This window comes from Mycobacterium sp. 3-98 (assembly GCF_035918355.1).
In the GTDB taxonomy this organism is placed as follows: domain Bacteria; phylum Actinomycetota; class Actinomycetes; order Mycobacteriales; family Mycobacteriaceae; genus Mycobacterium; species Mycobacterium intracellulare.
Window position 1 is genome coordinate 4,349,608 of record NZ_CP142360.1, and the last position, 19,750, is coordinate 4,369,357.

A 19,750-nucleotide genomic window follows, 5' to 3' on the forward strand; every position below is an offset into this window, starting at 1 on the left:
GTGGACCTTAATTTATTATCACTATAAAGTTAGTAGAGTTACCGCGAGCGCTTGACTGCCACCGGAGTTCAGATGGAACGCGACCAGCTCATCGACCTGACCCGCCGCGCCTTGAAGTTGGCGCGCGACAAGACAACAGACCTCGCGCCGAGCGAGCACCGGGTCGAGGCGCGGGACTACACCAGTCCCGAACGCCACGACCTCGACCGGGCCATGCTGCTGGCCAGCCCGCAGTTGGTCGGCTACGTGTCCGAACTTCCCGCCCCGGGGGCGTATTGCACCAAGACGGTGATGGGCCGCTCCATCCTGTTGACCCGGACTGCCGATGGCTCGGTGAAGGCGTTCGACAACGTGTGCCTGCATCGGCAGTCGCAGGTGGTCACGGGATGCGGCACCGCCAAACGGTTCACCTGTCCCTACCACGCGTGGACGTACGACAACACCGGTCGGTTGGTGGGTCTGCCAGGGCGTGAGGGTTTCCCGGACATGACGCTGCGCTCCGACGGCCTGGCCGAACTCCCGGCCACCGAGTTCGCCGGATTCCTCTGGGTCTCACTGGATCCCGGTACGGCGCTGGACGTGGCCGCGCACCTGGGACCGCTGGCCGACGAACTCGATTCCTGGGGCATCGGGCGCTGGTCGCCGTTGGGCGAGAAGGTGCTCGACACCCCGATCAACTGGAAGCTGGCGATCGACACCTTCGCCGAGAACTACCACTTCGCCACCGTCCACCAGCAGACGTTCGCCACCATCGCGCGCAGCAACTGCACGGTGTTCGACTCCTTCGGCCCGCACCACCGGCTGATCTTTCCGCTCAACACCATTCTGGAGCTCGACGAGCTGCCCGAGGAACAGTGGAATCCGTTCCACAACATGGTCGTGATCTACGCGCTGTTCCCCAACATCGTGCTGTCGGTGACGATCGCCAACGGCGAACTGTTCCGCGTCTACCCCGGTGATCAGCCGGGCCGCTCGATCACCGTGCACCAGAACGCCACACCGCAGGACCTGTCCGACGAATCGGTGGCCGCCGGCGCTCAGGCCGTCTTCGAATACGCGCACGCCACCGTGCGCGACGAGGACTACCGGTTGGTGCAGGGGCTCCAGGCCAACCTCGAGTCGGGCGCCCGCGACCACCTGGTGTTCGGCCGCAACGAGCCGGGGCTGCAGCACCGACACATCACGTGGGCGCAGGCGCTGGCGAGTTCAGCTCGCTGACTCATCGGCCGACAGCACCGCGACCAGATCGTCCAGAAGCGTTGCCAGCGCACCGGTTTGAGAGGGGCGCACCGCGGTCAGCAGTTCGACCGCCTCGCCCCGCCGCCCGGCGGCCACCAACGGCACCAGACGATCCGCTGTTGTCTGCAGGTCGGGGTCGGAAGGTTCGATGTTCGCGACGGTGGTGGTGAGCACCTCGACCAGCTCCCAATCCCGATACAAGGCGAGCGATCGTTCGTTGAAGGCGAACGCGGTCACCGGCTGCCCGCCCAGCATCCCGCGGTAACGGTAGGGCCCCTCCATGTATTCGATCGGCAGGCCATGCGCGGGCGCCGGCACCACCGGCTCACCGACGATGTCGAGTCCCAGTGTGGGACAGGTGATCCGGTGACGGTCGGGCATGTACCGGGCCGGGGCAAGCGGGCGCACCAGGGGCCGCACCGTCTCCGGCCACCGAACGTAGCTGCTGATCGTGACCTCGATGTCTTCGGCGCATTGCGGCGACGTGGCGGGATCGGGGTAGCTCGTGGTGACACCGGTGAAGGGCTGCAGGACATTGCCGTTCGTCCGGTCGAACTGCCGCCACATGCTCAAGTCGACGCCGTTGTCGAAGTTGATGGTGCGCCATTCGTGCGACCGGGCCCGCGGATCCCCCGCCGTTCCCCCGCCGCCGGCGTATTTTGGAAACCATTGCCGATCGACATGGCCACTGTTGCCGGAGACCTGGTGGATCTCCTCGCCCCAGCATAGGGTGCCGGTCATCGCCATACCGGTCTGGAAGTAGGAGTAGGTGTCGTCTTGGCCGAAGCAGACGATCTTGCCATTGTAGGTCGAGGCGCCCACCGGAGTCGGTGCGCGCGTGGGGGTTACGGCCAGGTCCAGCCGCATCCGCCGGCCGGAATGGTCCTCCCCCACCAGGCTGACGCGGTAGGTGTAGGGCAGTAGACCCCCGTCGCCGTTGCGGCACGTGGTCCAGGACGCGGTGCCCGCACCGCCGGCGTAGCTGATGTCGAGATAACCCGTGGCCAGCTCCAGCTTGCGGGACGCCCCCGGTTCGAGGTTGGCCGGCGGCATGTCGTAATCCGTGTACGTGCCGTAATCGCCGGTGTCGAGGTCGAAGAGCGCCATCGTGTAGAAATCGGCGACGATCGTCCCGCCGGGCCGGTTCTTGTTGAAAATCGTCAGGAAGGCAAAGGACCGGTCTGTCTCGGCGGCGTCCAGCTGGCCAGCGATGAACCAGGTGTCCGACTCCTGGTCGGGGTGTTCGCCTTCGGCGGCGGGAAACTCGAGCTGGCCGTCGCCGGGCACCAACTGGAATGGGTAACTGCGCCAGTCGCTCTTCATATCGCGCCCGCCTCGACATCGTCGCTGATGATCCGCTCGCGGCTTCCCGCCTCGCTCTTTCTTCGCTATGTTAGCGTCAATAGCGAATTACGGTCACGGTCGTACTGCACCCACCGCTGCCTCGAGGAGGCGCCCCGATGACGAAGAATTCCGACCATCGTTGTTACGACGAAGTGTTCATCGGAGGGCAGTGGCGCAAGCCCGCCAATCCCCAACAGCTCGAAGTGATCTCGCCGCACTCCGAGGAGCCGGTCGGTCACGTCCAGGCGGCCGGCCCCGAGGACGTCGACGCCGCCGTTGTCGCCGCTCGGCACGCCTTCGACCACGGACCGTGGCCGCGGATGAGCCACGCCGATCGGATGGCCAAAGTCGAACAGCTCGCCGCGATCTACGCCCGCCACAGCGACGACATGGCCGACCTGATCACCGACGAGATGGGATCACCGCGCAGTTTCAGCCGGATGGGCCAGGGGGCGGCCGCCGCGTCGCTGATCCACCTCGCGCTGGCCGCCGCCCGCGACTTTCCGTGGACCGAACGCCGCCAGGGCGTGCTCGGCGAAGTGCACCTGCGCCGGGCCCCGGTTGGGGTGGTGGGCGCGATCGTGCCCTGGAACGTGCCCCAGTTTTTGATCATGCCCAAGCTGATCCCCGCGCTCATCGCGGGGTGCACGGTGATCGTCAAGCCCGCACCCGAAACGCCTTTGGACGCTTTGTGGTTGGCCGAGATGATCGAGCAGCTTGACCTGCCCGAGGGCGTGGTCTCGGTGCTGCCCGGCGGCACCGACGTCGGCGAAGCGCTGGTGCGCCACCCCGGCGTGGACAAGATCGCGTTCACCGGGTCCAGCGCCGTCGGGCGCCGGATCGCCGCGCTGTGCGGGGAACAACTGAAACGCGTGAGCCTGGAGCTGGGCGGCAAATCGGCGGCGATCATCCTCGACGACGCCGACATCGACAAGACCGTGGCCGGGTTGAAGAGCGCGGGCCTGATGAACAATGGCCAGGCCTGCGTCGCCCAGACCCGCATCCTGGTCAGCGACCGCAAGCACGACGAGGTCGTCGACGCCCTGGCCGGCATGATGTCAGCGCTGCACGTCGGTGACCCGGCCGATGAGGCAACGGACATCGGACCGCTTGTCGCCCAACGCCAACAGCGCCGCGTCCAGGACTACATCCAGTCCGGCCGCCGCGAAGGGGCCCGCGTCGTCCTGGGTGGCGAACAGAGCCCGTCCGAGCGCGGCTGGTACGTGCAGCCGACGCTGTTCGCCGACGCCACCAATGACATGCGCATCGCCCGGGAGGAGATTTTCGGGCCGGTGCTCACGGTGCTGCGCTACCGGGACGAGGACGACGCGATCCGCATCGCCAACGAAACCGACTACGGTCTGGCCGGTTCGGTGTGGACGTCCGACATCGGGCACGGCCTCGACGTCGCGGCCGCCGTCCGCACGGGGACCTACGGCATCAACATGTACACCCTCGACATCGGGGCACCGTTCGGCGGTTTCAAGCAATCCGGCATCGGGCGCGAGTTCGGCCCCGAGGGTCTGCACGAGTATGTCGAACTGCAGACGCTGATATGCAAAGGGCAGTTGCCACCCCTATGAGGTGCGCGGCCTCCACCGGGGGTCGCGGCCCAGGCCGGCGAGAAGCCTTGTCTGCGCGTCACTTTTGGCGGGTACGGCAAGCGGGGCCTTGAACATCGCCCCCGAGCTCAGCGTCTGGGAATCCGTCGGTAACCCGACGCAAAACCGTTCACACCACTCGGGGTCCAAGCTGTCGTCGGCCCCCGCCGCACGCGCGAGGTCCCAGGTATGCACCAGGACATCGCGGGTCAGATTCGGGATGAGCGGGTAGGCATCGAGCCGTGTCGCTACGCCCGAGGTAAAGGCCTCGGTCAGCGAGCGGTACGTCAGTCGCCAGCGCTCGAGGGGATCCTCACGCGGGCGGTCGGGCTTGAGTCCCAAGGGACGCAACAGGAGTACGTCGTGAAAGCCGATGACGTGCTCGAGCACTCCTCGGGCATCCCAGGCATCGCACGGGGATGGACGGTCCCATCTGCCGGTCGCCGCGGCAACCGCCTCACCGAACCGGCGGCACACCGCCAGGTGCAGTTCGGCGTTGTCATCCATCGCCGTGATGCGGGTCCTCGGGCACCTGCAGCGTCAGCTCGACCGGGCAGCACAGCGCGCCATGCTGATTGGTCACCTGGATTTCGAGGTCGACCAGGCAGCGCGGCGGGTCCACCGAGGTGTCCCGCCGTTTGGCCACCGCCCGCCCGCGCCCGGTCATGGTGTCGCCGGCGTACACCGACCCGGTCAGCCGCATGGAGCGCCGCATCACGCGGCTGCGCGGCCCCGCCCACTCGGTCGCGACGCGGTCGGCGAAGCCGGCGAGGTGCATCGTGTTGACGTAGATCGTCGGATTCCCTTGAGCTTGAGCGTAATCCGGGTCGAAGTGGCCGGGGAAGTAGTCCCACGTCGCTCCGGCGTTCTCCACCACGCGCTGGTAGCTGATGTGGTCAACCACCTCGGGCAGCTCGACCGGGACGGTGATCCGGTCGAAGTCCAGGCCGTCGCCGGTCACGAGGGCGGCCCGGGGGTGAAGCGGAACAGGGTGTTGCGGGAGGTGGCGACCACGGCGCCGTCCTGGCGGCGATAGGTCTCCAGCGTCTCGACGAAATGGCCGACGCCCAGCCTGGTCCGCTTTTCCGGCGACACCGACACCAGCTCGTCGACGACGGTCAGGACGTCGCCTTCCACGATGGGTTGGGGAAACTCAACCTCGTTGGCCGCGTTGATGAATGTGGTGCCCGGTAGCGGCACCCGCAGGGCGATCAATGAACCGGACCTCCTCCCTCCGGGCTGCCAGGGCGGCGTGATCAACCAGCCCATCAGCAAAGCGGGTGGCGCGAGCAGGCCTCCCCATTGCCGACGAGCGAACTCGGAATCCCAATAGGAACGGTTCCCGTCGCGGACCATCGCGGCGAACAATTGGATGCGTGCGGCGCTGACCGCGGTGGCCGCGGTGCGGGGTTCGCTTTTCGTGCCGACCATCCGCAACGCATCCTCGTAGGTGCCGAAGGCCAGCCGCTGACTGAAATCCTGGTCCACGTATCGATGCCGCTCACATGACGAGCGGATGCCGGCTCGGGACCGAATCCCACTGCAACGTACGGGATGTGAAGTACCATCCGCCGCGCTCGTAGACCAGTGTGTCGTGGAAGACCCCGGTGGCCCGCAGCGCGGTGTCCTCGAACATCGCGGCGAAAAGCACGGCGACGCAATGTTGGTCGGCGTTGACCCCGTCGACGGCGATCTCGTGGTCGACCGTGATCAACCGTTGCCCGTCGCCGCCGTCGAAGGCCGCGCGCAGATCGGTGAACGCCTCGCCGTCACGGGTATAGCTGGCGCCGGAATGGCGGAAGGTGGCGATCCAGCGCTCGCGGTCGCCCTCCGAATAGGCGCGATTGTGCCGGGCGTTCAGGTTGAGGATGGCGGCGCGGCCGGTGGCGGCATGGAGCAGCTGCTGTTCCTGATAGGTCATGGTCATTGTGCTTCGCAGCCTCTCTCACAGTGACGGGCAACGTTACCGGGCAACGATATACCCCTCTTTTTCCCGATCCCATGCGCCCGGACTCACGCCCCGGTTGCGCAACAGGTCTTTGCGGATGCGGCCGATGATGTTCTTTGGCAGTTCGTCCACCGTCTCGACGTATCGCGGCACGCAGAAGTACGGCATCCGGGCCGCGCAGAAGTCGAGCAACTCGGCGCAGTCCAGTGTGGCCCCGGGACGCAGGGTCACGGCTACCAGGATGTCGTCTTCGCCCAGCTCGCTGGGGACTCCGACGGCCGCTGCTTCGGCGACGGCGGGGTGACGCATGACGACGGTCTCCACTTCGACCGATGAGACGTTTTCGCCCCGCCTGCGCAACGAGTCTTTGACGCGGTCCACATAGGTCAGGTTCTGATCGGCATCGAGCCGGCCCAGGTCACCGGTGCGAAACCACTCCGGGTGCGGGTCCACCCGCATCCCCTGGCCCACATAGCCTTCGCTCATTACGTGGGCCCGCTTCGGCCGGCACGCGATCTCTCCGACGGCGCCGGCCGGTAGCGGATCGCCGCGCTCGTCGATGATGCGCACGTCGAAATCGGGGTTGGGCCGGCCCGAGGTTCCGGGTACACCCTCGTCGGCCACGGCCTTGAGGGCGATCGGGAACGCCTCGGTCAATCCGTACATCGTGACGATGCGGCAGCCGTAACGCTTTTCGATGTCACGGTAGGAGGCCGCGTCGATGGGCGCGGCGGAGATGAACCGGAGCGGCAGCTGCGCGTCCCGCGTATCGGCGGGCAGGTTTTGCAGCATCGAGACCATCGCGCCGGCGCCGGCGAAACCGACGGCGCCGTGGGCGCGGATCTCATCCCACACCTGCGCCGGGTGAAAGGCTTTCGCCAACACGGTGGTTCCACCGACCAGCATCGGTGCCAGCACGCTGGGCGCCGCACTCAGATGGAAGAGCGGCATCGCCGTCCACAGCACCTCCCCCGCGCCGAACTCCCACGCCGAAGCGACGGTCGCCGCCACCGAGAACAGGTAATGCCACGTCGTGGCAACCGCTTTGGAGGGCCCGGTCGTGCCCGAGGTGTAGAACAGCACGCCCACGTCCGCCGCGCCGGCGGGGCTGTCGCCCACCGGGTGAACCGGCGTGCTACTCAACGCCTCGGTGAGCGAAACATCCAGCACCACAACGTCGGTCGCCGCATTCAGTCCGCCCGCGACCTCGTCGACGCGGGGCCGCCGCTCAGCATCGGTGAGGATCACCTTGGCGCATGACAGCCGAAGGGTGTGCAGCAAAAACTCACCCTTGTTCGCGGCATTGATGGCAGCGCTGACCGCGCCGATGCGCGCCGCGCCCAACCAGAAGTAGACCCATTCCGGGCAGGTGGCGGTGAACAACGCCACGCAGTCGCCGCGGCCGACGCCCAAGCCGGACAGTATGTTTGCCGCCGCGCGGGACCGCCGCCGCATCTGCTCGAAGGTCACGTCGACACCGGCGATCGACATCATCACCCGGTCGGGATGCTGCTCGGCCCGCCGATCCAGCACAGCCGGCACGGTGAAACCGTCGACACCGAAATCGGCGGGACCGGGCATCAGGGTTTCATCAGGCTTTCGCGGCCGCCGGGTCCGGCGCGCCGTCGGCGGTGTAGCCGAAATCGGACGGCGACGGTTGCGTTCCCGGGTAGAAGCGGTGCGCCCAGCGGCGAAGGGCCGCGTAATCGTGCGCCTCCTCGGGAGCCAGATTCGGCTTCTCGAGATACTTCATGTTCTCCCAGGTGAAGAAGTCCTGCTTGATGACTTCTTGCTGCAGCGCGAGGAACCGGGCGGCGCGTCCGGTCGGCACGTCACCGGTGTCGCCCGGCTCACGAACGGAGGCCTGCGTGTAGAAGTAGTCTGTGTAGTCCTCGTCGACCGGCGTCTGTCCGGTGACCTGAACGGTGGCCACCAGCTCGCTGGGGAATCGCACCACGCCCAGCCCCAGCGAGTAGTTGTCGTAGATGATCTTGGCGTCGACCGGCCCGTTCGGGGTCAGCCAGGTCTGCGCCCGGCCCCCGCCGAAATGGGCGTTGACCGTGGCGTGTAGGTGGTAGCCGGACACCTCGAACGACGCGGTGGTGGCGGGATTGGCGGCCTTGTGCACGTACTGAACGTGGTACGGGTCGGCGGCGTTCTCGATGATCATCTGCGGGTGCACCTTGACCCGGTTGAGCATCTGGGTGTGCGGGTGCAGGGGGTAGTACTCGTTGGTCTCCAGCTCGGGCAACACCGGCGGCTGCCAGTACGGCGCCCGACCGTGCCGCTCGTGCCAGGCCAGCACGAAGCCGTACCACTCCATGCTCGGATAGGTCCGGATGCGGACGTTGTTCTTGCAGCCGATCTTGCTGTAGGGAATCAGCGCGTTGCTGCCGTCACCGCGCCATTGCCAACCGTGCCAAGGACAGACGATGTTCTCGCCCTCCACGGTGCCGCCGACGGCGAGGTTGGCGCCGATGTGCTGGCAGTAGGCGTCCATCACATGAACCTGGCCCGACTCGGTGCGAAAGAGCACCATCTCCTCACCGAAGTAGTGCGCGCGCTTGACCTGACCGGGAGCCAGGTCGGAGCCGAAGGCGACGATGAACCAGCCCGTCGGGAAACGGTAGGTCGACAGGGCGATGCCGGCCTGCCCGAACTCTCGTTCTGAGGGGTCCTCGGCCGACTCCGGGGCCGGGTCCGAAACTGTACGCGTCACGAGCACTCCAGTTCGACGACTAGCTCTATTTTTACTATCTTAGGCATAGAACGTCAACGCGGCGCTCACCGGTTCCCGGTGCGTCGCCGCAGAATGGGGCCCGGCGATGACGGCTGCAGCGGTCGACCTGTCCGATCTGTCTTTGTGGTGCAACGGCTTTCCCGACGACCTGTTCGCCGAGCTGCGACGCAGCAGCCCACTGTTCCGGCACGAGCTGACGCCGGGAGTGGCCCAGACCGTGCACCGCGATTTCTGGATGGCGACCAAACACCGGCACGCGGTCCGCCTGCACCGCGACACCGAGTCGTTCACCGCGGCCGACGGCCCGCTCATCCAGCCGGTCGCCATGTTCTCGTCGTTCCCGACGATCATCACGTTGGACCCGCCGGAGCTGAACAGACGCCGCAAACTCATCTCCAACGCGTTCAATCCGCGCGCCATAGCCAAACTCGAGGAGGGGATCCGCGCGCGTGCCGCACGGATGATCGACGACTTGCTGGCCGCGGGCGGCGGGGACTGGATCGAGGACGTCGCCGACGCGTTGCCGATGTCGGTGATCGGCGACATCATCGGCATCCCGGACGAGGATCGGCCGCGAATCTTCGGCATCTTCGACCAGATCCTCAAAGCGCTTGCGCCCGAAGCACACCCGAGCGGGCGGGTAGAACTCGATCTCTTCGCTTCGGTGTTCAGGTACGCGATGGAGCTCACGGCCGAAAAGCGGCGCAATCCCACCGACGACATCTGGAGCACGCTCGCGACCGCGGTGATCACCGGCGAGGACGGCGAGCGATTCAGCTTGCCCGAGAACGAGCTCGAGTTCTTCTTCTTCGTGCTGGCGTTCGCCGGCAGCGACACCACCAAGAACGCGTTGGCCATCGGGCTGCAGGCGTTCGTGCGCAATCCACAGCAGATCGAGCGGTATCGCGCGCAGGAAGCGTTGCGGCCCGGCGCGGTCGAGGAGGTGCTGCGCTGGGCGTCGCCGGTGGCGTACTGGACGCGCACCGCGAAGGTCGACGTCGAGATGGACGGCCAGCGCATCGCCAAGGGCGAGCGGGTGGTGTCGATGCTGCGCTCGGCCAACCGCGACGAGGAAGTCTTCGATTCACCGTTCGTCTTCGACATCGGCCGCCAGCCCAACCCGCACGTGGCGTTCGGGGGCGGCGGACCGCACCACTGCCTGGGCGCCATGCTGGCCCGTGCGGAACTGCGCGCGGTGTTCGACGAACTGCTGCTGCGCTGCGATGACATCGAAATCGGCCCGGCCAAGGCCGCCCATCCCAACCTGACCACCAACATGTCGATCTACGACGAGATGGCGATATCGCTACGCGAGCGCCGCTGAGTCTGATTGCCCGACTTCTCACTCGCGCCGTTCCGGCGCTCGCCGTCGTCGGGCGAGTCAGTCCTCGACAAGCCGCAGCGCGGCCTTCGGGCACTGATCCACCGCGGCGCGCACGTCGATTTCCAGCCGCGCCGGCACGGGGCCGTCCGCGATCTGCACCACGTCGGCGTCCCCCAGCTCGAACACGTCCGGCGCAAGCGATTCGCAAAAGCCGTTGGCCTCGCACAAGTTTTCGTCGACCGTCACGCGCATCAGATGCCCTCCACTTCTCTTACAGACCCTTGGGGCGGGTCCCGATCACCCCGCTGGCCGCGAGGCGTGTCAGTTCTTCGTCGGTCAGCCCGCACCGATCGCGCAGGATCTCTTCATTGTGCTCGCCCAGCTTCGGCGGCGGCCGCAGCAGCCAGTGGTCCTGGCCGTCGAGCAGGGCGAACGGCGGGCACGGGTAGAGACCGAGGCCGGTGCTGCCATGGTGCAGCGCCTCGAAAAACCCGCGCTCGCGCAGCTGCGGATTGTCGGTGACCAGCGACGGCGATACCACCGGCGCGGCGGGAATTCCCGCACCGGCCAGGCGTTCCACCGTCGGTTCAAGGGTCTGGCGGGCGAACCACTCCGCCAGCCGGGCGTCGATCTCGTCGGCTCGTTGCCGGCGACCGGCAACGGTGGACAGGGCCTCGTCCCGGCACCACTCGGGACGGTCCATCACGTCGACCAGCGCGTGCCACTGCGCGTCGTCGCGAATGGTCACGGCGATCCAATCGTCCTTGTCGCCGGCGCAGCGGTAGATGTTCTGGATCGCCGTGCCGTGACCGCGATTGCCCCGACGGCTCAGCGTCACACCGAAGACCTCGGACTCGATCGCCTGGATCGCGGTGGCGTTGAGCACCGTTTCCAGCATCGGCAACTCGACCAGCTGGCCCTTCTCGGTGCGCTCGGCGAAGCTCAGCGCGGCGAGCACGGCGAACGCGGCGTGCACACCGGCCAGCGGGTCGCAGGCCCCGCGCGGGGTCACCGGCGGGGCCTCGGGCAGCCCGGTCACCCAGGCCAAGCCCGCGATCTGCTCCATGGTGGGCGCGAAGCCGACCCGATCCCGCCACGGGCCCTCGACGCCGAACGCGGGCATCCGGGCGAACACCAGTCTGGGGTTGACCCCAAGCAGCACCTCGGCGGTGAGGCCGAAGTGCTCCATCACCCGCGGCGAGAAATTCTCGATCACGACGTCGGCGCCGGCGACCAGTTCGGTGAACAGGCGACGACCCTCCTCGGATCCCAAATCCAGTGTCACCGAACGCTTGTTGGTGTTCATCGCGTGGAACACCCAGCCGTACTCCCACCAGTCGTCCACGTCGGTGCGCATTCCGCCCGAGTAGCGGATGCCGTCGGGCCGCTGGATGGATTCGATCTTGACGACGTCGGCGCCGAACGCGGCCAGCAGGTGGGTCGCGGCGGGCCCGGCCCAGAACGCGGTCAGGTCGATGATGCGAACACCGGCCAGCGGTAACCCGTCCAGCGCCGGTTCGGATTCGGATTCGTCACGGCGCCAAGGCGATTCGTCATCGTCCTCGCCAAGTGAGGGCGTGGCACCCACGCGTGCGGGCGCGCAGGCCGACATCAACCACGGCGGGCGGGGCTGGTGAAAACCGGCGGGGTTGTGGATGAAGGCGTCGCGCTGGCGCACGTATTCCAGATCCCGGATGGTGGAGCCGTTGCCCAGCGCGGCGATCGGCAGCCGGAACAGCTGTCCGAGCTCGACGATTTCGGCGACGGTCCGTTCGGCCAGCCAGGGATGGATCTGCTCGCGGATCAGGTCGCGGTATTGCCACCGGCCGATCTGAAACCGCAGCTGTTCGATCTCCTCCAATTGCGGGCATTCGACCATCGCGGCGAAGTCGAGCCACTGCTGCCCGGTGACCATGGTGATCCCGACGTAGCCGTCCTTGGCGGGCTCGATCGACGGCACTTCGGTGGTGCGGCGGATCGGCGGGACGCGCAGCAGTTGCGAATGCAGCCATTCGCTGCTCTGCATCGCGGTGAGCGCTTCCAGCATGGACAGGTCGAGGTGCTCGCCGGGCCCGCCGCGCTCGATGCGGCGGCGCACGGCCAGCGCGCCGAACGCCGCGAACACACCGCCCATGTACTCGCCCAGATCGCCGCCGATGGAAATCGGGGGCCCGGCGGGATCGCCGCGGAAGCCGGGTGAGCCCGCCCACGCTTGCAAGGTGAACTCGCTGGCGGCGCGGTCCGCGTAGGGTCCGCTCCAGCCGAAATCGGAGATCGTCACGATGACGGCTCGCGGCGAGTGCTCCCGCAGTTGCCGCGGGTCGATCCCCATCGCCGCGGCCCGCGCCGGGCCCGCGGTGACGACGACGACGTCGGCGGCGCCCAGCGTGGCGCGAAAGCGCGCCGAATCCTCGGCGCCGGGCGCGAACGTCATGCTGCGCTTGCCCGCGTTGAGGTAGCTGAAAAAAGGAGCGGTGCCGTCTTCGGCGACCGGCGAACAGCTGGCGGTGTACCGGCGCAGCCAATCCCCTTGCGGCGGTTCGATTTTGCAGACCTGCGCGCCGGCGTCGAGCAGCAGCTTTCCGCAGTAGCTGCCCGCTATGCGGTCACTGATCTCGACGACACGCAAATCGTGTAGCGGTGTCGGCCGGCTGTCGGACCGCTCGCTCAATTGCACCCGCCCTTCCGATCGACGCGCGATCAGAGAAGCTATTTATATCATTACTGCTAAAATAGCTAAGCCAGCGAGTTGCTTTTGTTTCGAGGATCGGATGACCGCCTTGGGAATTGGCCCCGACGCCCGGCGCCGGTTGTCGGCGCCGCGGATCGCCGAAATCGTAGCCGATGAGTTGCGTCGTCAGATCATCGACGGCGACCTCGCCGATGGCGACCTGCTGCCGCGCCAAGAGGTGCTCGTCGAGCAGTTCAACGTGAGCCTGGTGTCGCTGCGCGAGGCGTTGCGGATCCTGGAGACCGAGGGGCTGGTGTCGGTGCGGCGGGGCAACCGCGGCGGTGCCGTCGTGCACGCCCCGGCGAAGACCAGCGCCGCCTACATGCTCGGCCTGTTGCTGCAGAGCGAGTCCGTTGAGCTGGCCGATCTCGGCATGGCGTTGCAGGAACTCGAGCCCGCCTGCGCGGCGCTGGCCGCCCGCCGTCCGGACCGGGCCGAGACGCTGGTGCCCGAACTCACGCGGATCAACGAGTCGATGGCCGAACACCTCGAAGACGGCCGCCGGTTCACCGAAATCGGCCGTGAATTCCATGATCTCGTCGTCCGCGGCTGCGGCAACCACACGATCATCGCGGTCGTGGGCAGCCTGGAGACGCTGTGGACCAGTCACGAACGGCAATGGGCCGACGAGAGTGCGTCGCGGGGCACCTACCCGTCGCTGGCTCAGCGCCGCGCCGTGCTCACCACCCACGTCAAACTGACCGAGACGATCGCGGAGGGCAACGTCGACCGGGCTCGTCGTATCGCCGGACGCCACCTCGCCGACACCCAAACCTACGTGCTGTCCGGTCAGCACGATCAACGCATCTATGCGCTCTCCCCGCAGGCCTTGTCGCGGTCGCGGGACATCCGGCACTCCTGAAGGGCGGCCTGCAACGGTCATGCGAACCGCATTGGTCACCGGCGGTAGCGGCGGGATCGGAAAAGGGTGCGCCCGCAAGCTCGTTGAGCGCGGCTACGACGTGGTGCTCTCGGCGCGGCGGGAAGATCCGTTGCGCGCCGCCGCCGAGGAGATCGGTGCGCGCCACGTGGTGGCCGACGCCTCCGATCCGATCGGATTCCCCGCCGCGATAAGCGCATTGGGGGAAATCGACCTCGTCGTCCACGCGGCGGGGGCGCTCGGCGGAACCTACGCGCGCAAGCAGACCTTCGAGCAGTGGCAGGCCATCATGTCGGCCAACCTGGATTCGTGCTTCGTGGTGACGTCCGCGGTGCTGCCCAGGATGAAGGCGGGCTCGCGGCTGGTGTTCATCTCGTCGTCGGCGGCACACGAGCCGATGCCGGCCCGCACCGCGTATTCCGCCTCAAAGGCCGGCATGAACGCGTTCGCGCGGGCCCTGGCGCTCGAAGTCGATCGCGACGGCATCAGCGTGCATATCGTCACGCCCGGCCCGGTGGCCACCGAGATGCTGCAGGACGTTCCGTTCGAGATGTACGCGATCGCGGTCTCCGACGTCGCCGAGGCGGTCGTCTGGCTGGATACCGTCGACCCATCGGTCGATTTGCCGGAGATCCGCCTGTCCGCGGTGGAGCGCGGCCCCTACGCGCGGCCGCCGGTCGTGCCCACCGAGGCCCGCCGCCGCGCGCAACGGGGTTGACGCCTACGGCGCCGGGAACGGCTTGATCACCGATTCGCCGAACTCGTGCAACGAGTCCGGTGCGGCGAAGTCGGCGAACCAGACGTAGAACCGCTCGACCCCCTGCCCGGCCAGTCCGCTGAAGTGCCCGACCAGCTCGCGGGCATCCCCGCAGACCAGTCCGGATCCCAGGTTGCCGAATCGCCGGGTGCTCACCTCGCGCACGGTGTCGGGATCGGCGCCGGACCGGACGAAGCCCACCATCTGCTGGATGGACAACCGGGCCGTCCCGGCGGCCGTGGCCAGCGTCGGCAGCTTGTCGAGCTGATGGGCAGGCAGATTCCACCAATCCGCGTATCTGCGAACGAGTTCCATCATCCGGGGTCCGCTGCCACCCAGGACCAGCGGTATCGGGTAGGACCGACGCGGGGCCTGCGGCGCCACCGCGGCCTCCCCCGTCCCGTCGCCCCAGTACTGCCTGAGCAGTCTCAGGTGGCGGTCGAGCTGATCGACCCGTGCTCTCGGATCCTGCTGGCCGACATCGAATCTGGCGAACTCCGCGGGCCACGACCCCGCCCCCAGACCGAGCTCGAATCGGCCGCCGCACGCCTCTGAGAGGGTGACGGCCTGTTTGGCCAGCACCGCGGGATGCCGGAAGGCGTCGCAGAGCACCAGATGACCGATCCGCAGCCGCTCGGTCTTGGCGGCCACCCAGGTGGCGATCCCCATTGCCTCCCAGATGCTTTCGTCGGGCAGGCCGGGCGCCTCGAGGTGATCGATGAAAGCGATGCCGTCGAAACCGCTGGCCTCGGCCCGGCGCGCACGCTCGGCGATGTCGCCCGCCGACAACCGGACCTGCGGCAGGAACAAATACCACTCGGCCATGCGCCACCTATGCGTTTGACCCCGTGTCATTGACGGCAGGGCTAGTTTATTATCTTTACTATGTTAGAGGTCTTATGGATGTAGGGCTGAACTCGGAGCAGTTGTCGCTCCGCGACGCCGTACGCGACATATTACGTACGGAGTGCCCGCCTGAGGCCGCCCGCCAAGCGCTCACGGATCCGGAGCGCTGGCGCGCCCTGTGGAAGACGGTCGTGGATCTCGGGTGGACCGAGCTCGCCGCCCCCTCCGAGGAAGAGGCGGGCGACTACGGGCCGGTCGAGCTGGCCGTGGTTCTCGAGGAATGCGGTGCCGCCCTCGCCCCGATCCCCTTGCTGAGCAGCGTCGGTCTGGCCGCGGGCGTGCTGCGTGACGCCGGACTCGACTCGGTCCTGGCCGACATCGCCGGTGGAACCGTGGCGACGCTGGCCGTCCACGCCCCCGGGTCGCGCCTGCCCGGGGCGCCGATGACCCTGCGCGACGGACGGCTGCGCGGTCGTGCGGTCGCGGTCCCCCACCTGTCGCGCGCCGAGCTGGTCGTCACCCTTGCCCGCGACGACGCCGGTGACACCGTGGCGGCGGTCGCGCGTTGCGGCGACGGTGTCACCGTGGTGCCCGCGGCTGACTCCACCGACCCCGCCCAGCCGTTGGCGACGGCCGACATCGACGCCGAGCCCGTGGCCGTCGCGAGCGCCGACGTCGAGTCCGCATTGACGGCGCCGTGGGTGGCCTGCGCCGCGGACCTGATCGGCGTCGCGAGCGCCGCGTTGCGCCGCTCGGTCGAGCACGCGAAGTCGCGGCGCCAGTTCGGCCAACCGATCGGCGCATACCAGGGGATCAAACACGCGTTGGCCGACAACTACGTCGGCCTGGAACGCGCCCGCAGTCTGACGTATGCGGCCGCGGCCCGGCTCGCCGATCCGGCTGCGGCACCCGGCGACGCGTGGACCTCCGCCGCGCTCGCCAAAGCGGCGGCCGGTGACGCGGCCGCCGCCTGTGCGCGCACGGCGGTCCAGGTGCACGGCGCGCTCGGTCAGACCTGGGAGCACGACGTCCACCTCTACGTCAGGCGCGCCTGGCAGGGCGCCGCGCTGCTGGGCGACAGTCGCGCGCTCTACCACGAGGTGGGCCGCCGATTCTGCGGGGGCGCCGCGTGAGCCCGGTGGTGGACGAATTCGGCGCGTGGTTGGCGGAGTTCCTGCCCGACGACTACTACGAGAAGTATCGGCAGTACCGGTGGGACCTGGGCCTGCGGCGCGATTACCAGCGGGCCGCGTTCGAGGCCGGATGGATCCAGCCGACCTGGCCCCGCGAACACGGCGGACGGTCCCTCGGTCTGCGCGACGCCATGGAGGTCCGGCTCGAGGCCGCGCTGCGCTCGGCGCCCAAACTGCCCAACATCGCCGGTCCCAACGTCGCCGCGCCCGGCATTCGTCAGTTCGGCACCGCCGCCCAGGTCGAGCGCCTGCTCGTCCCGCTGTTACGCGGTGACGAATGGTGGGCGCTGGGCATGTCCGAACCCGAAGCCGGGTCCGATTTCGCCGGACTGCGCACGCGCGCCGAACGCGACGGCGACGTGTTCCGGGTCAACGGCCACAAGATCTGGACCACCCAGGCCCACAAGTCGCGGTGGTGCACCTTGTATGCCCGCACGGATCCCGATGCGCCGAAACACCGCGGCATTTCCTGCCTGATCCTGGATCTGCACGCGCCCGGGGTCAGGATCGAGCCGATCCGCATGGCCTCGATCTCCGACGAGACGTTCTGCGAGGTCTTCCTCGACGATGTCGAGGTGCCGGGCGACAACCTGCTGGGGCCGCTCAACGGCGGCTGGAATGTCGCCCTGTCGTCGCTGCAGCATGAACGCCAGATGATCTGGATCATGAACTGGGTCGAGATCAAACGCGGGCTCGAGGCGGTGCGCACCGCCGGCGGCGGGGTCTCGGGCGACGACGTCTACACCGAGCTCGGCTCGCTGATCGCCGACGCCGAAGCCCTGCGGGCCACCGGATATCGCGCGCTGGGCAACGAGCTGGCGGGGCGGCCCAGCCCAGAAGCCGACACCATGAAGCTGCTCGGATCGCTTACGTTGCAGCGTGTTTGGGAACTCGGCGCCGCCGCTGCGGGCCCGGAGTCGGCCGCCGATCCGGACCTGCTGTTCGAACGTCAGGACGCGCTGGCCGCGACCATCTACGGCGGAACGTCGGAGGTGCAGCGCAACATCATCGCCGAGCGGCTGCTCGGACTGCCGAAGGGATGACCACGATGGACTACGACCTCGGCGACGACGCCGGACAACTGCGAAGCCACCTGCGCGAGCTGGTCGCCAACCACATCCCCGCCGACTTCCTCGGCGCCTGCACCGAAAACCCGCAGGACCTCGCCACCACCGAGACGTTCTGCAAACTGCTGGCCACCGAGGGGCTGCTCGCGCTGGCGTGGCCGAAGGAGCATGGCGGCGGCGGGGGTTCGGTTTGGCAGCAGACGGTGCTGCGCGAGGAGATGTGGGCGCAACACGAGCCGCGCGGTCCGCAGTACATGGGGATCAACTGGGTCGGGCCGGCGCTGATGCGGTACGGGACCGAGGAACAGAAAGCCAAGCACCTGGCGGCCATCGCCGCCGGGGATGTCATCTGGTGCCAAGGCTTTTCGGAGCCCGAGGCCGGAACCGACCTGGTGTCGTTGCGTACCCGCGCCGTCGCCGACGGTGACGGATGGCGCATCACCGGGCAGAAGGTGTGGACCTCGTACGCGCTGATGGCGTCGTGGTGCGTGCTGGCGGCGTGCACCGACCCCGACGCCCCAAAACACAAGCGGCTCACCCTGTTTCTGATCCCGATGGACCGTCCCGGTTTCACCGTCCGGCCGATCCCGTCGATGCTGGGGCCGCACCATCTCAACGAGATGTTCCTGGACGACGTGCAGGCGTTTCCCGGCGACGTGCTCGGCGAGGTCGGCGACGGATGGCGGGTGATGCGCGAGGCGCTGGCCTTCGAGCGGGTGGGCATCGCCCGCTACGCGCGGTGCGAGTCGCTGCTCGAACGCATGCGCAGCCAGCTCGGCGACGAGTGGGACGAGCTGCCCGAGACGATTCGGACGCGGTGGGTGCGGGCGCTGGTCGACCTGCGGGTCGCCCGGCTGCTGGCCTATCGCGCCGTGTCACTGCAGGACGATCCGGCGGCGGGCGCGGCCGCCAGCGCCGCGCGCATCGTCACGACGACCCTCGATCAGCAGGTGGCCGAGCTGCTGTTCGACGTGCTGGGCCCCACGGCGCTGGACAGCGGCAGTTCCGCGCCGCTGCACGGGGCGATCGAAGACCATTGGCGTTACGCACAGGCGGCCACCGTCGCATCGGGCACCATCGAAGTGCAGAAGATGCTGGTGGCACGAGACGTGTTGGGAGGAAGCCGGTGAAAACCGATCTGCCACAAGACATCAGCGACTTCGCCGCCGTCGCGGGCAAGCGGCTCACCCGATTAGGCGGACCGCCGGCCGCGCTGCGCGCCGAGGCCGACGACTCCGTCCGGGACGCGGCCCGTGCCGCGTTGAACGAGGTGGGCGCGTTCGACCTGGACGTGCGCTCGTCCCCGGACGATCTGCTGGCCGCCGCGGTGCTGTGCCAGGCCGCCGGCGCCACGGTGCTGCCCTATCCACTTGTGGAGGAGCTGTTGTCGATCGATGGCGCGCGGCTGGCCCTGGTGAATCCGAAAGCCCCGCGCATCGACCACGGCGATTTGGCCGGCGACTGGATCGCCGCGGACCTGGACGGCAACCGGTACCGGCCGCGGCCGGCCGCGCGCACCGGCGCCAAGCTGGGGCCGTTCCTGGTTCCGGCGACCTTGGGCGCACCCGAGGGAAGCGTCGGAGCCCCCGACGTTAACCTTCATCTCGTGCTCGGATCATGGCGGATTCTGGGAGCGGTGCAGCAGTCGCTGCAGATCGTCACCGAGCACGTGCGCGCCCGGATCCAGTTCGGTAAGCCGCTCGCGGACTTTCAGGCCGTCAGGTTTGCCGTCGCGGACGCCGCCGTCGCGGTGCGCGGGCTGCACGAACTCGCGAAGTACACGATCTGCCGACCCGAATCGCTGCCGGCGCCGATCCATTCGGCCGACGCACTGGTGCTTCGGCTCAAAGCCGCCGACACCGCGCGCCAGGTGATGCGCACGTCGCACCAGTTACTCGGGGCCCTGGGTTTCTGCGACGAGTCCGACGTCAGCGTGCTCGACCGGCACACCCAGCCGCTGATCCGGTTGCCGCTGGGCACCGACGAACTCGCCCTGCGCCTGATCCCCAGCGTGTCGGACGGGTCGCTGGAGACGCTGTTCAGCGAGCCGGTATCTGCGTGAGCCGCCGCACGACGATTG

At 68.1% G+C, this 19,750-nt stretch carries 18 protein-coding genes and 2 pseudogenes; 10 read left to right on the forward strand and 10 right to left on the reverse strand.

Features of this window, described 5'->3' with window-relative positions; translation table 11 throughout:
* The first annotated feature begins 72 nt into the window (after nucleotides 1-72).
* Nucleotides 73-1,218 carry an aromatic ring-hydroxylating oxygenase subunit alpha gene (locus tag QGN30_RS20360; protein WP_009957524.1) on the forward strand — a complete coding sequence of 382 codons (1,146 nt, stop codon included), beginning with the start codon at nucleotides 73-75 and terminating at the stop codon, nucleotides 1,216-1,218.
* Here QGN30_RS20360 and QGN30_RS20365 read toward each other — a convergent pair.
* Entirely contained in the window at nucleotides 1,207-2,562 is a 1,356-nt protein-coding gene (locus QGN30_RS20365) for a hypothetical protein (protein WP_009957525.1), read from the reverse strand. The two genes, QGN30_RS20360 and QGN30_RS20365, sit on opposite strands and share 12 nt — an antisense overlap.
* A gap of 137 nt (nucleotides 2,563-2,699) precedes the next feature.
* Between QGN30_RS20365 and QGN30_RS20370 the strand changes: the two genes are divergently transcribed.
* Nucleotides 2,700-4,166, forward strand: a complete 1,467-nt coding sequence (locus tag QGN30_RS20370; RefSeq protein WP_009957526.1) for an aldehyde dehydrogenase — start codon at nucleotides 2,700-2,702, stop codon at nucleotides 4,164-4,166.
* Here QGN30_RS20370 and QGN30_RS20375 read toward each other — a convergent pair.
* From QGN30_RS20375 to QGN30_RS20400, 6 genes are read right to left on the reverse strand one after another with little or no spacing between them, the layout of a single operon-like run.
* Complete coding sequence (locus tag QGN30_RS20375; RefSeq protein WP_029385539.1) at nucleotides 4,161-4,691, reverse strand: maleylpyruvate isomerase family mycothiol-dependent enzyme; 531 nt, start codon at nucleotides 4,689-4,691, stop codon at nucleotides 4,161-4,163. The two genes, QGN30_RS20370 and QGN30_RS20375, sit on opposite strands and share 6 nt — an antisense overlap.
* The gene (locus tag QGN30_RS20380) at nucleotides 4,684-5,145 is read right to left on the reverse strand and encodes a MaoC/PaaZ C-terminal domain-containing protein (RefSeq protein ID WP_008255054.1); all 462 of its coding nucleotides are present in this window, start codon (nucleotides 5,143-5,145) and stop codon (nucleotides 4,684-4,686) included. The genes QGN30_RS20375 and QGN30_RS20380 overlap by 8 nt, the downstream gene beginning before the upstream one ends.
* On the reverse strand, nucleotides 5,142-5,672 hold the full coding sequence (locus tag QGN30_RS20385) for an FAS1-like dehydratase domain-containing protein (protein ID WP_008255052.1): 531 nt from the start codon (nucleotides 5,670-5,672) through the stop codon (nucleotides 5,142-5,144). Before QGN30_RS20385 ends, QGN30_RS20380 begins: the two co-directional genes overlap by 4 nt.
* A 13-nt stretch (nucleotides 5,673-5,685) precedes the next feature.
* A complete protein-coding gene (locus tag QGN30_RS20390) occupies nucleotides 5,686-6,111 on the reverse strand; it encodes a nuclear transport factor 2 family protein (RefSeq protein WP_009957528.1) in 426 nt (141 codons plus the stop codon).
* Between the two features lie 36 nt (nucleotides 6,112-6,147).
* Nucleotides 6,148-7,713: an AMP-binding protein gene (locus QGN30_RS20395; protein ID WP_014384130.1), complete on the reverse strand. Its 1,566-nt coding sequence runs from the start codon at nucleotides 7,711-7,713 to the stop codon at nucleotides 6,148-6,150.
* A 10-nt stretch (nucleotides 7,714-7,723) separates the two neighbouring features.
* Nucleotides 7,724-8,851, reverse strand: coding sequence for an aromatic ring-hydroxylating oxygenase subunit alpha (locus QGN30_RS20400; protein ID WP_326565423.1), 1,128 nt, complete (start codon nucleotides 8,849-8,851; stop codon nucleotides 7,724-7,726).
* Nucleotides 8,852-8,957: 106 nt separating this feature from the next.
* Here QGN30_RS20400 and QGN30_RS20405 point away from each other — a divergent pair, with 106 nt between their 5' ends.
* Nucleotides 8,958-10,196 (forward strand): cytochrome P450, encoded by a 1,239-nt coding sequence (locus QGN30_RS20405; RefSeq protein WP_008255044.1) that lies wholly within the window; start codon nucleotides 8,958-8,960, stop codon nucleotides 10,194-10,196.
* A gap of 57 nt (nucleotides 10,197-10,253) precedes the next feature.
* Here the strand turns inward: QGN30_RS20405 and QGN30_RS20410 are convergent, their stop codons facing one another.
* Together QGN30_RS20410 and QGN30_RS20415 are read right to left on the reverse strand one after the other, a co-directional pair.
* Nucleotides 10,254-10,448 carry a ferredoxin gene (locus QGN30_RS20410; protein WP_009957531.1) on the reverse strand — a complete coding sequence of 65 codons (195 nt, stop codon included), beginning with the start codon at nucleotides 10,446-10,448 and terminating at the stop codon, nucleotides 10,254-10,256.
* 19 nt (nucleotides 10,449-10,467) lie between these two features.
* Nucleotides 10,468-12,873 (reverse strand): CaiB/BaiF CoA-transferase family protein, encoded by a 2,406-nt coding sequence (locus QGN30_RS20415; RefSeq protein WP_038535633.1) that lies wholly within the window; start codon nucleotides 12,871-12,873, stop codon nucleotides 10,468-10,470.
* Between the two features lie 94 nt (nucleotides 12,874-12,967).
* Here QGN30_RS20415 and QGN30_RS20420 point away from each other — a divergent pair, with 94 nt between their 5' ends.
* Together QGN30_RS20420 and QGN30_RS20425 are read left to right on the forward strand one after the other, a co-directional pair.
* Nucleotides 12,968-13,789: a FadR/GntR family transcriptional regulator gene (locus tag QGN30_RS20420; protein WP_009957534.1), complete on the forward strand. Its 822-nt coding sequence runs from the start codon at nucleotides 12,968-12,970 to the stop codon at nucleotides 13,787-13,789.
* Nucleotides 13,790-13,808: 19 nt separating this feature from the next.
* Entirely contained in the window at nucleotides 13,809-14,525 is a 717-nt protein-coding gene (locus tag QGN30_RS20425; RefSeq protein WP_008255037.1) for an SDR family oxidoreductase, read from the forward strand.
* Between the two features lie 3 nt (nucleotides 14,526-14,528).
* Here QGN30_RS20425 and QGN30_RS20430 read toward each other — a convergent pair whose 3' ends face one another.
* A complete protein-coding gene (locus QGN30_RS20430) occupies nucleotides 14,529-15,389 on the reverse strand; it encodes an LLM class flavin-dependent oxidoreductase (protein WP_009957535.1) in 861 nt (286 codons plus the stop codon).
* A 74-nt stretch (nucleotides 15,390-15,463) separates the two neighbouring features.
* Between QGN30_RS20430 and QGN30_RS20435 the strand changes: the two genes are divergently transcribed.
* The 5 genes and pseudogenes from QGN30_RS20435 to QGN30_RS20450 all read left to right on the forward strand — a co-directional run bounded on the left by QGN30_RS20435 (nucleotide 15,464) and on the right by QGN30_RS20450 (nucleotide 19,732).
* A complete protein-coding gene (locus QGN30_RS20435) occupies nucleotides 15,464-16,543 on the forward strand; it encodes an acyl-CoA dehydrogenase family protein (RefSeq protein WP_026071491.1) in 1,080 nt (359 codons plus the stop codon).
* Between the two features lie 8 nt (nucleotides 16,544-16,551).
* Nucleotides 16,552-17,115 (forward strand): annotated as a pseudogene (locus tag QGN30_RS25800) (acyl-CoA dehydrogenase family protein); the annotation flags it as partial.
* 153 nt (nucleotides 17,116-17,268) lie between these two features.
* A pseudogene (locus QGN30_RS25805) lies at nucleotides 17,269-17,646 on the forward strand (acyl-CoA dehydrogenase family protein); the annotation flags it as partial.
* The gene (locus QGN30_RS20445) at nucleotides 17,643-18,800 is read left to right on the forward strand and encodes an acyl-CoA dehydrogenase family protein (RefSeq protein ID WP_009957675.1); all 1,158 of its coding nucleotides are present in this window, start codon (nucleotides 17,643-17,645) and stop codon (nucleotides 18,798-18,800) included. The pseudogene QGN30_RS25805 and the gene QGN30_RS20445, both read left to right, overlap by 4 nt.
* Nucleotides 18,797-19,732, forward strand: a complete 936-nt coding sequence (locus QGN30_RS20450) for an acyl-CoA dehydrogenase family protein (RefSeq protein WP_008255026.1) — start codon at nucleotides 18,797-18,799, stop codon at nucleotides 19,730-19,732. Before QGN30_RS20445 ends, QGN30_RS20450 begins: the two co-directional genes overlap by 4 nt.
* Nucleotides 19,733-19,750: the final 18 nt, after the last annotated feature.

Coding starts and splice junctions, on each gene's coding strand:
- QGN30_RS20360 (WP_009957524.1), top strand. CDS start 73: ATGGAACGCGACCAGCTCATCGACCTGACCCGCCGCGCCTTGAAGTTG.
- QGN30_RS20365 (WP_009957525.1), bottom strand. CDS start 2,562: ATGAAGAGCGACTGGCGCAGTTACCCATTCCAGTTGGTGCCCGGCGAC.
- QGN30_RS20370 (WP_009957526.1), top strand. CDS start 2,700: ATGACGAAGAATTCCGACCATCGTTGTTACGACGAAGTGTTCATCGGA.
- QGN30_RS20375 (WP_029385539.1), bottom strand. CDS start 4,691: ATGGATGACAACGCCGAACTGCACCTGGCGGTGTGCCGCCGGTTCGGT.
- QGN30_RS20390 (WP_009957528.1), bottom strand. CDS start 6,111: ATGACCATGACCTATCAGGAACAGCAGCTGCTCCATGCCGCCACCGGC.
- QGN30_RS20395 (WP_014384130.1), bottom strand. CDS start 7,713: ATGCCCGGTCCCGCCGATTTCGGTGTCGACGGTTTCACCGTGCCGGCT.
- QGN30_RS20405 (WP_008255044.1), top strand. CDS start 8,958: ATGACGGCTGCAGCGGTCGACCTGTCCGATCTGTCTTTGTGGTGCAAC.
- QGN30_RS20410 (WP_009957531.1), bottom strand. CDS start 10,448: ATGCGCGTGACGGTCGACGAAAACTTGTGCGAGGCCAACGGCTTTTGC.
- QGN30_RS20420 (WP_009957534.1), top strand. CDS start 12,968: ATGACCGCCTTGGGAATTGGCCCCGACGCCCGGCGCCGGTTGTCGGCG.
- QGN30_RS20425 (WP_008255037.1), top strand. CDS start 13,809: ATGCGAACCGCATTGGTCACCGGCGGTAGCGGCGGGATCGGAAAAGGG.
- QGN30_RS20430 (WP_009957535.1), bottom strand. CDS start 15,389: ATGGCCGAGTGGTATTTGTTCCTGCCGCAGGTCCGGTTGTCGGCGGGC.
- QGN30_RS20435 (WP_026071491.1), top strand. CDS start 15,464: ATGGATGTAGGGCTGAACTCGGAGCAGTTGTCGCTCCGCGACGCCGTA.
- QGN30_RS20445 (WP_009957675.1), top strand. CDS start 17,643: ATGACCACGATGGACTACGACCTCGGCGACGACGCCGGACAACTGCGA.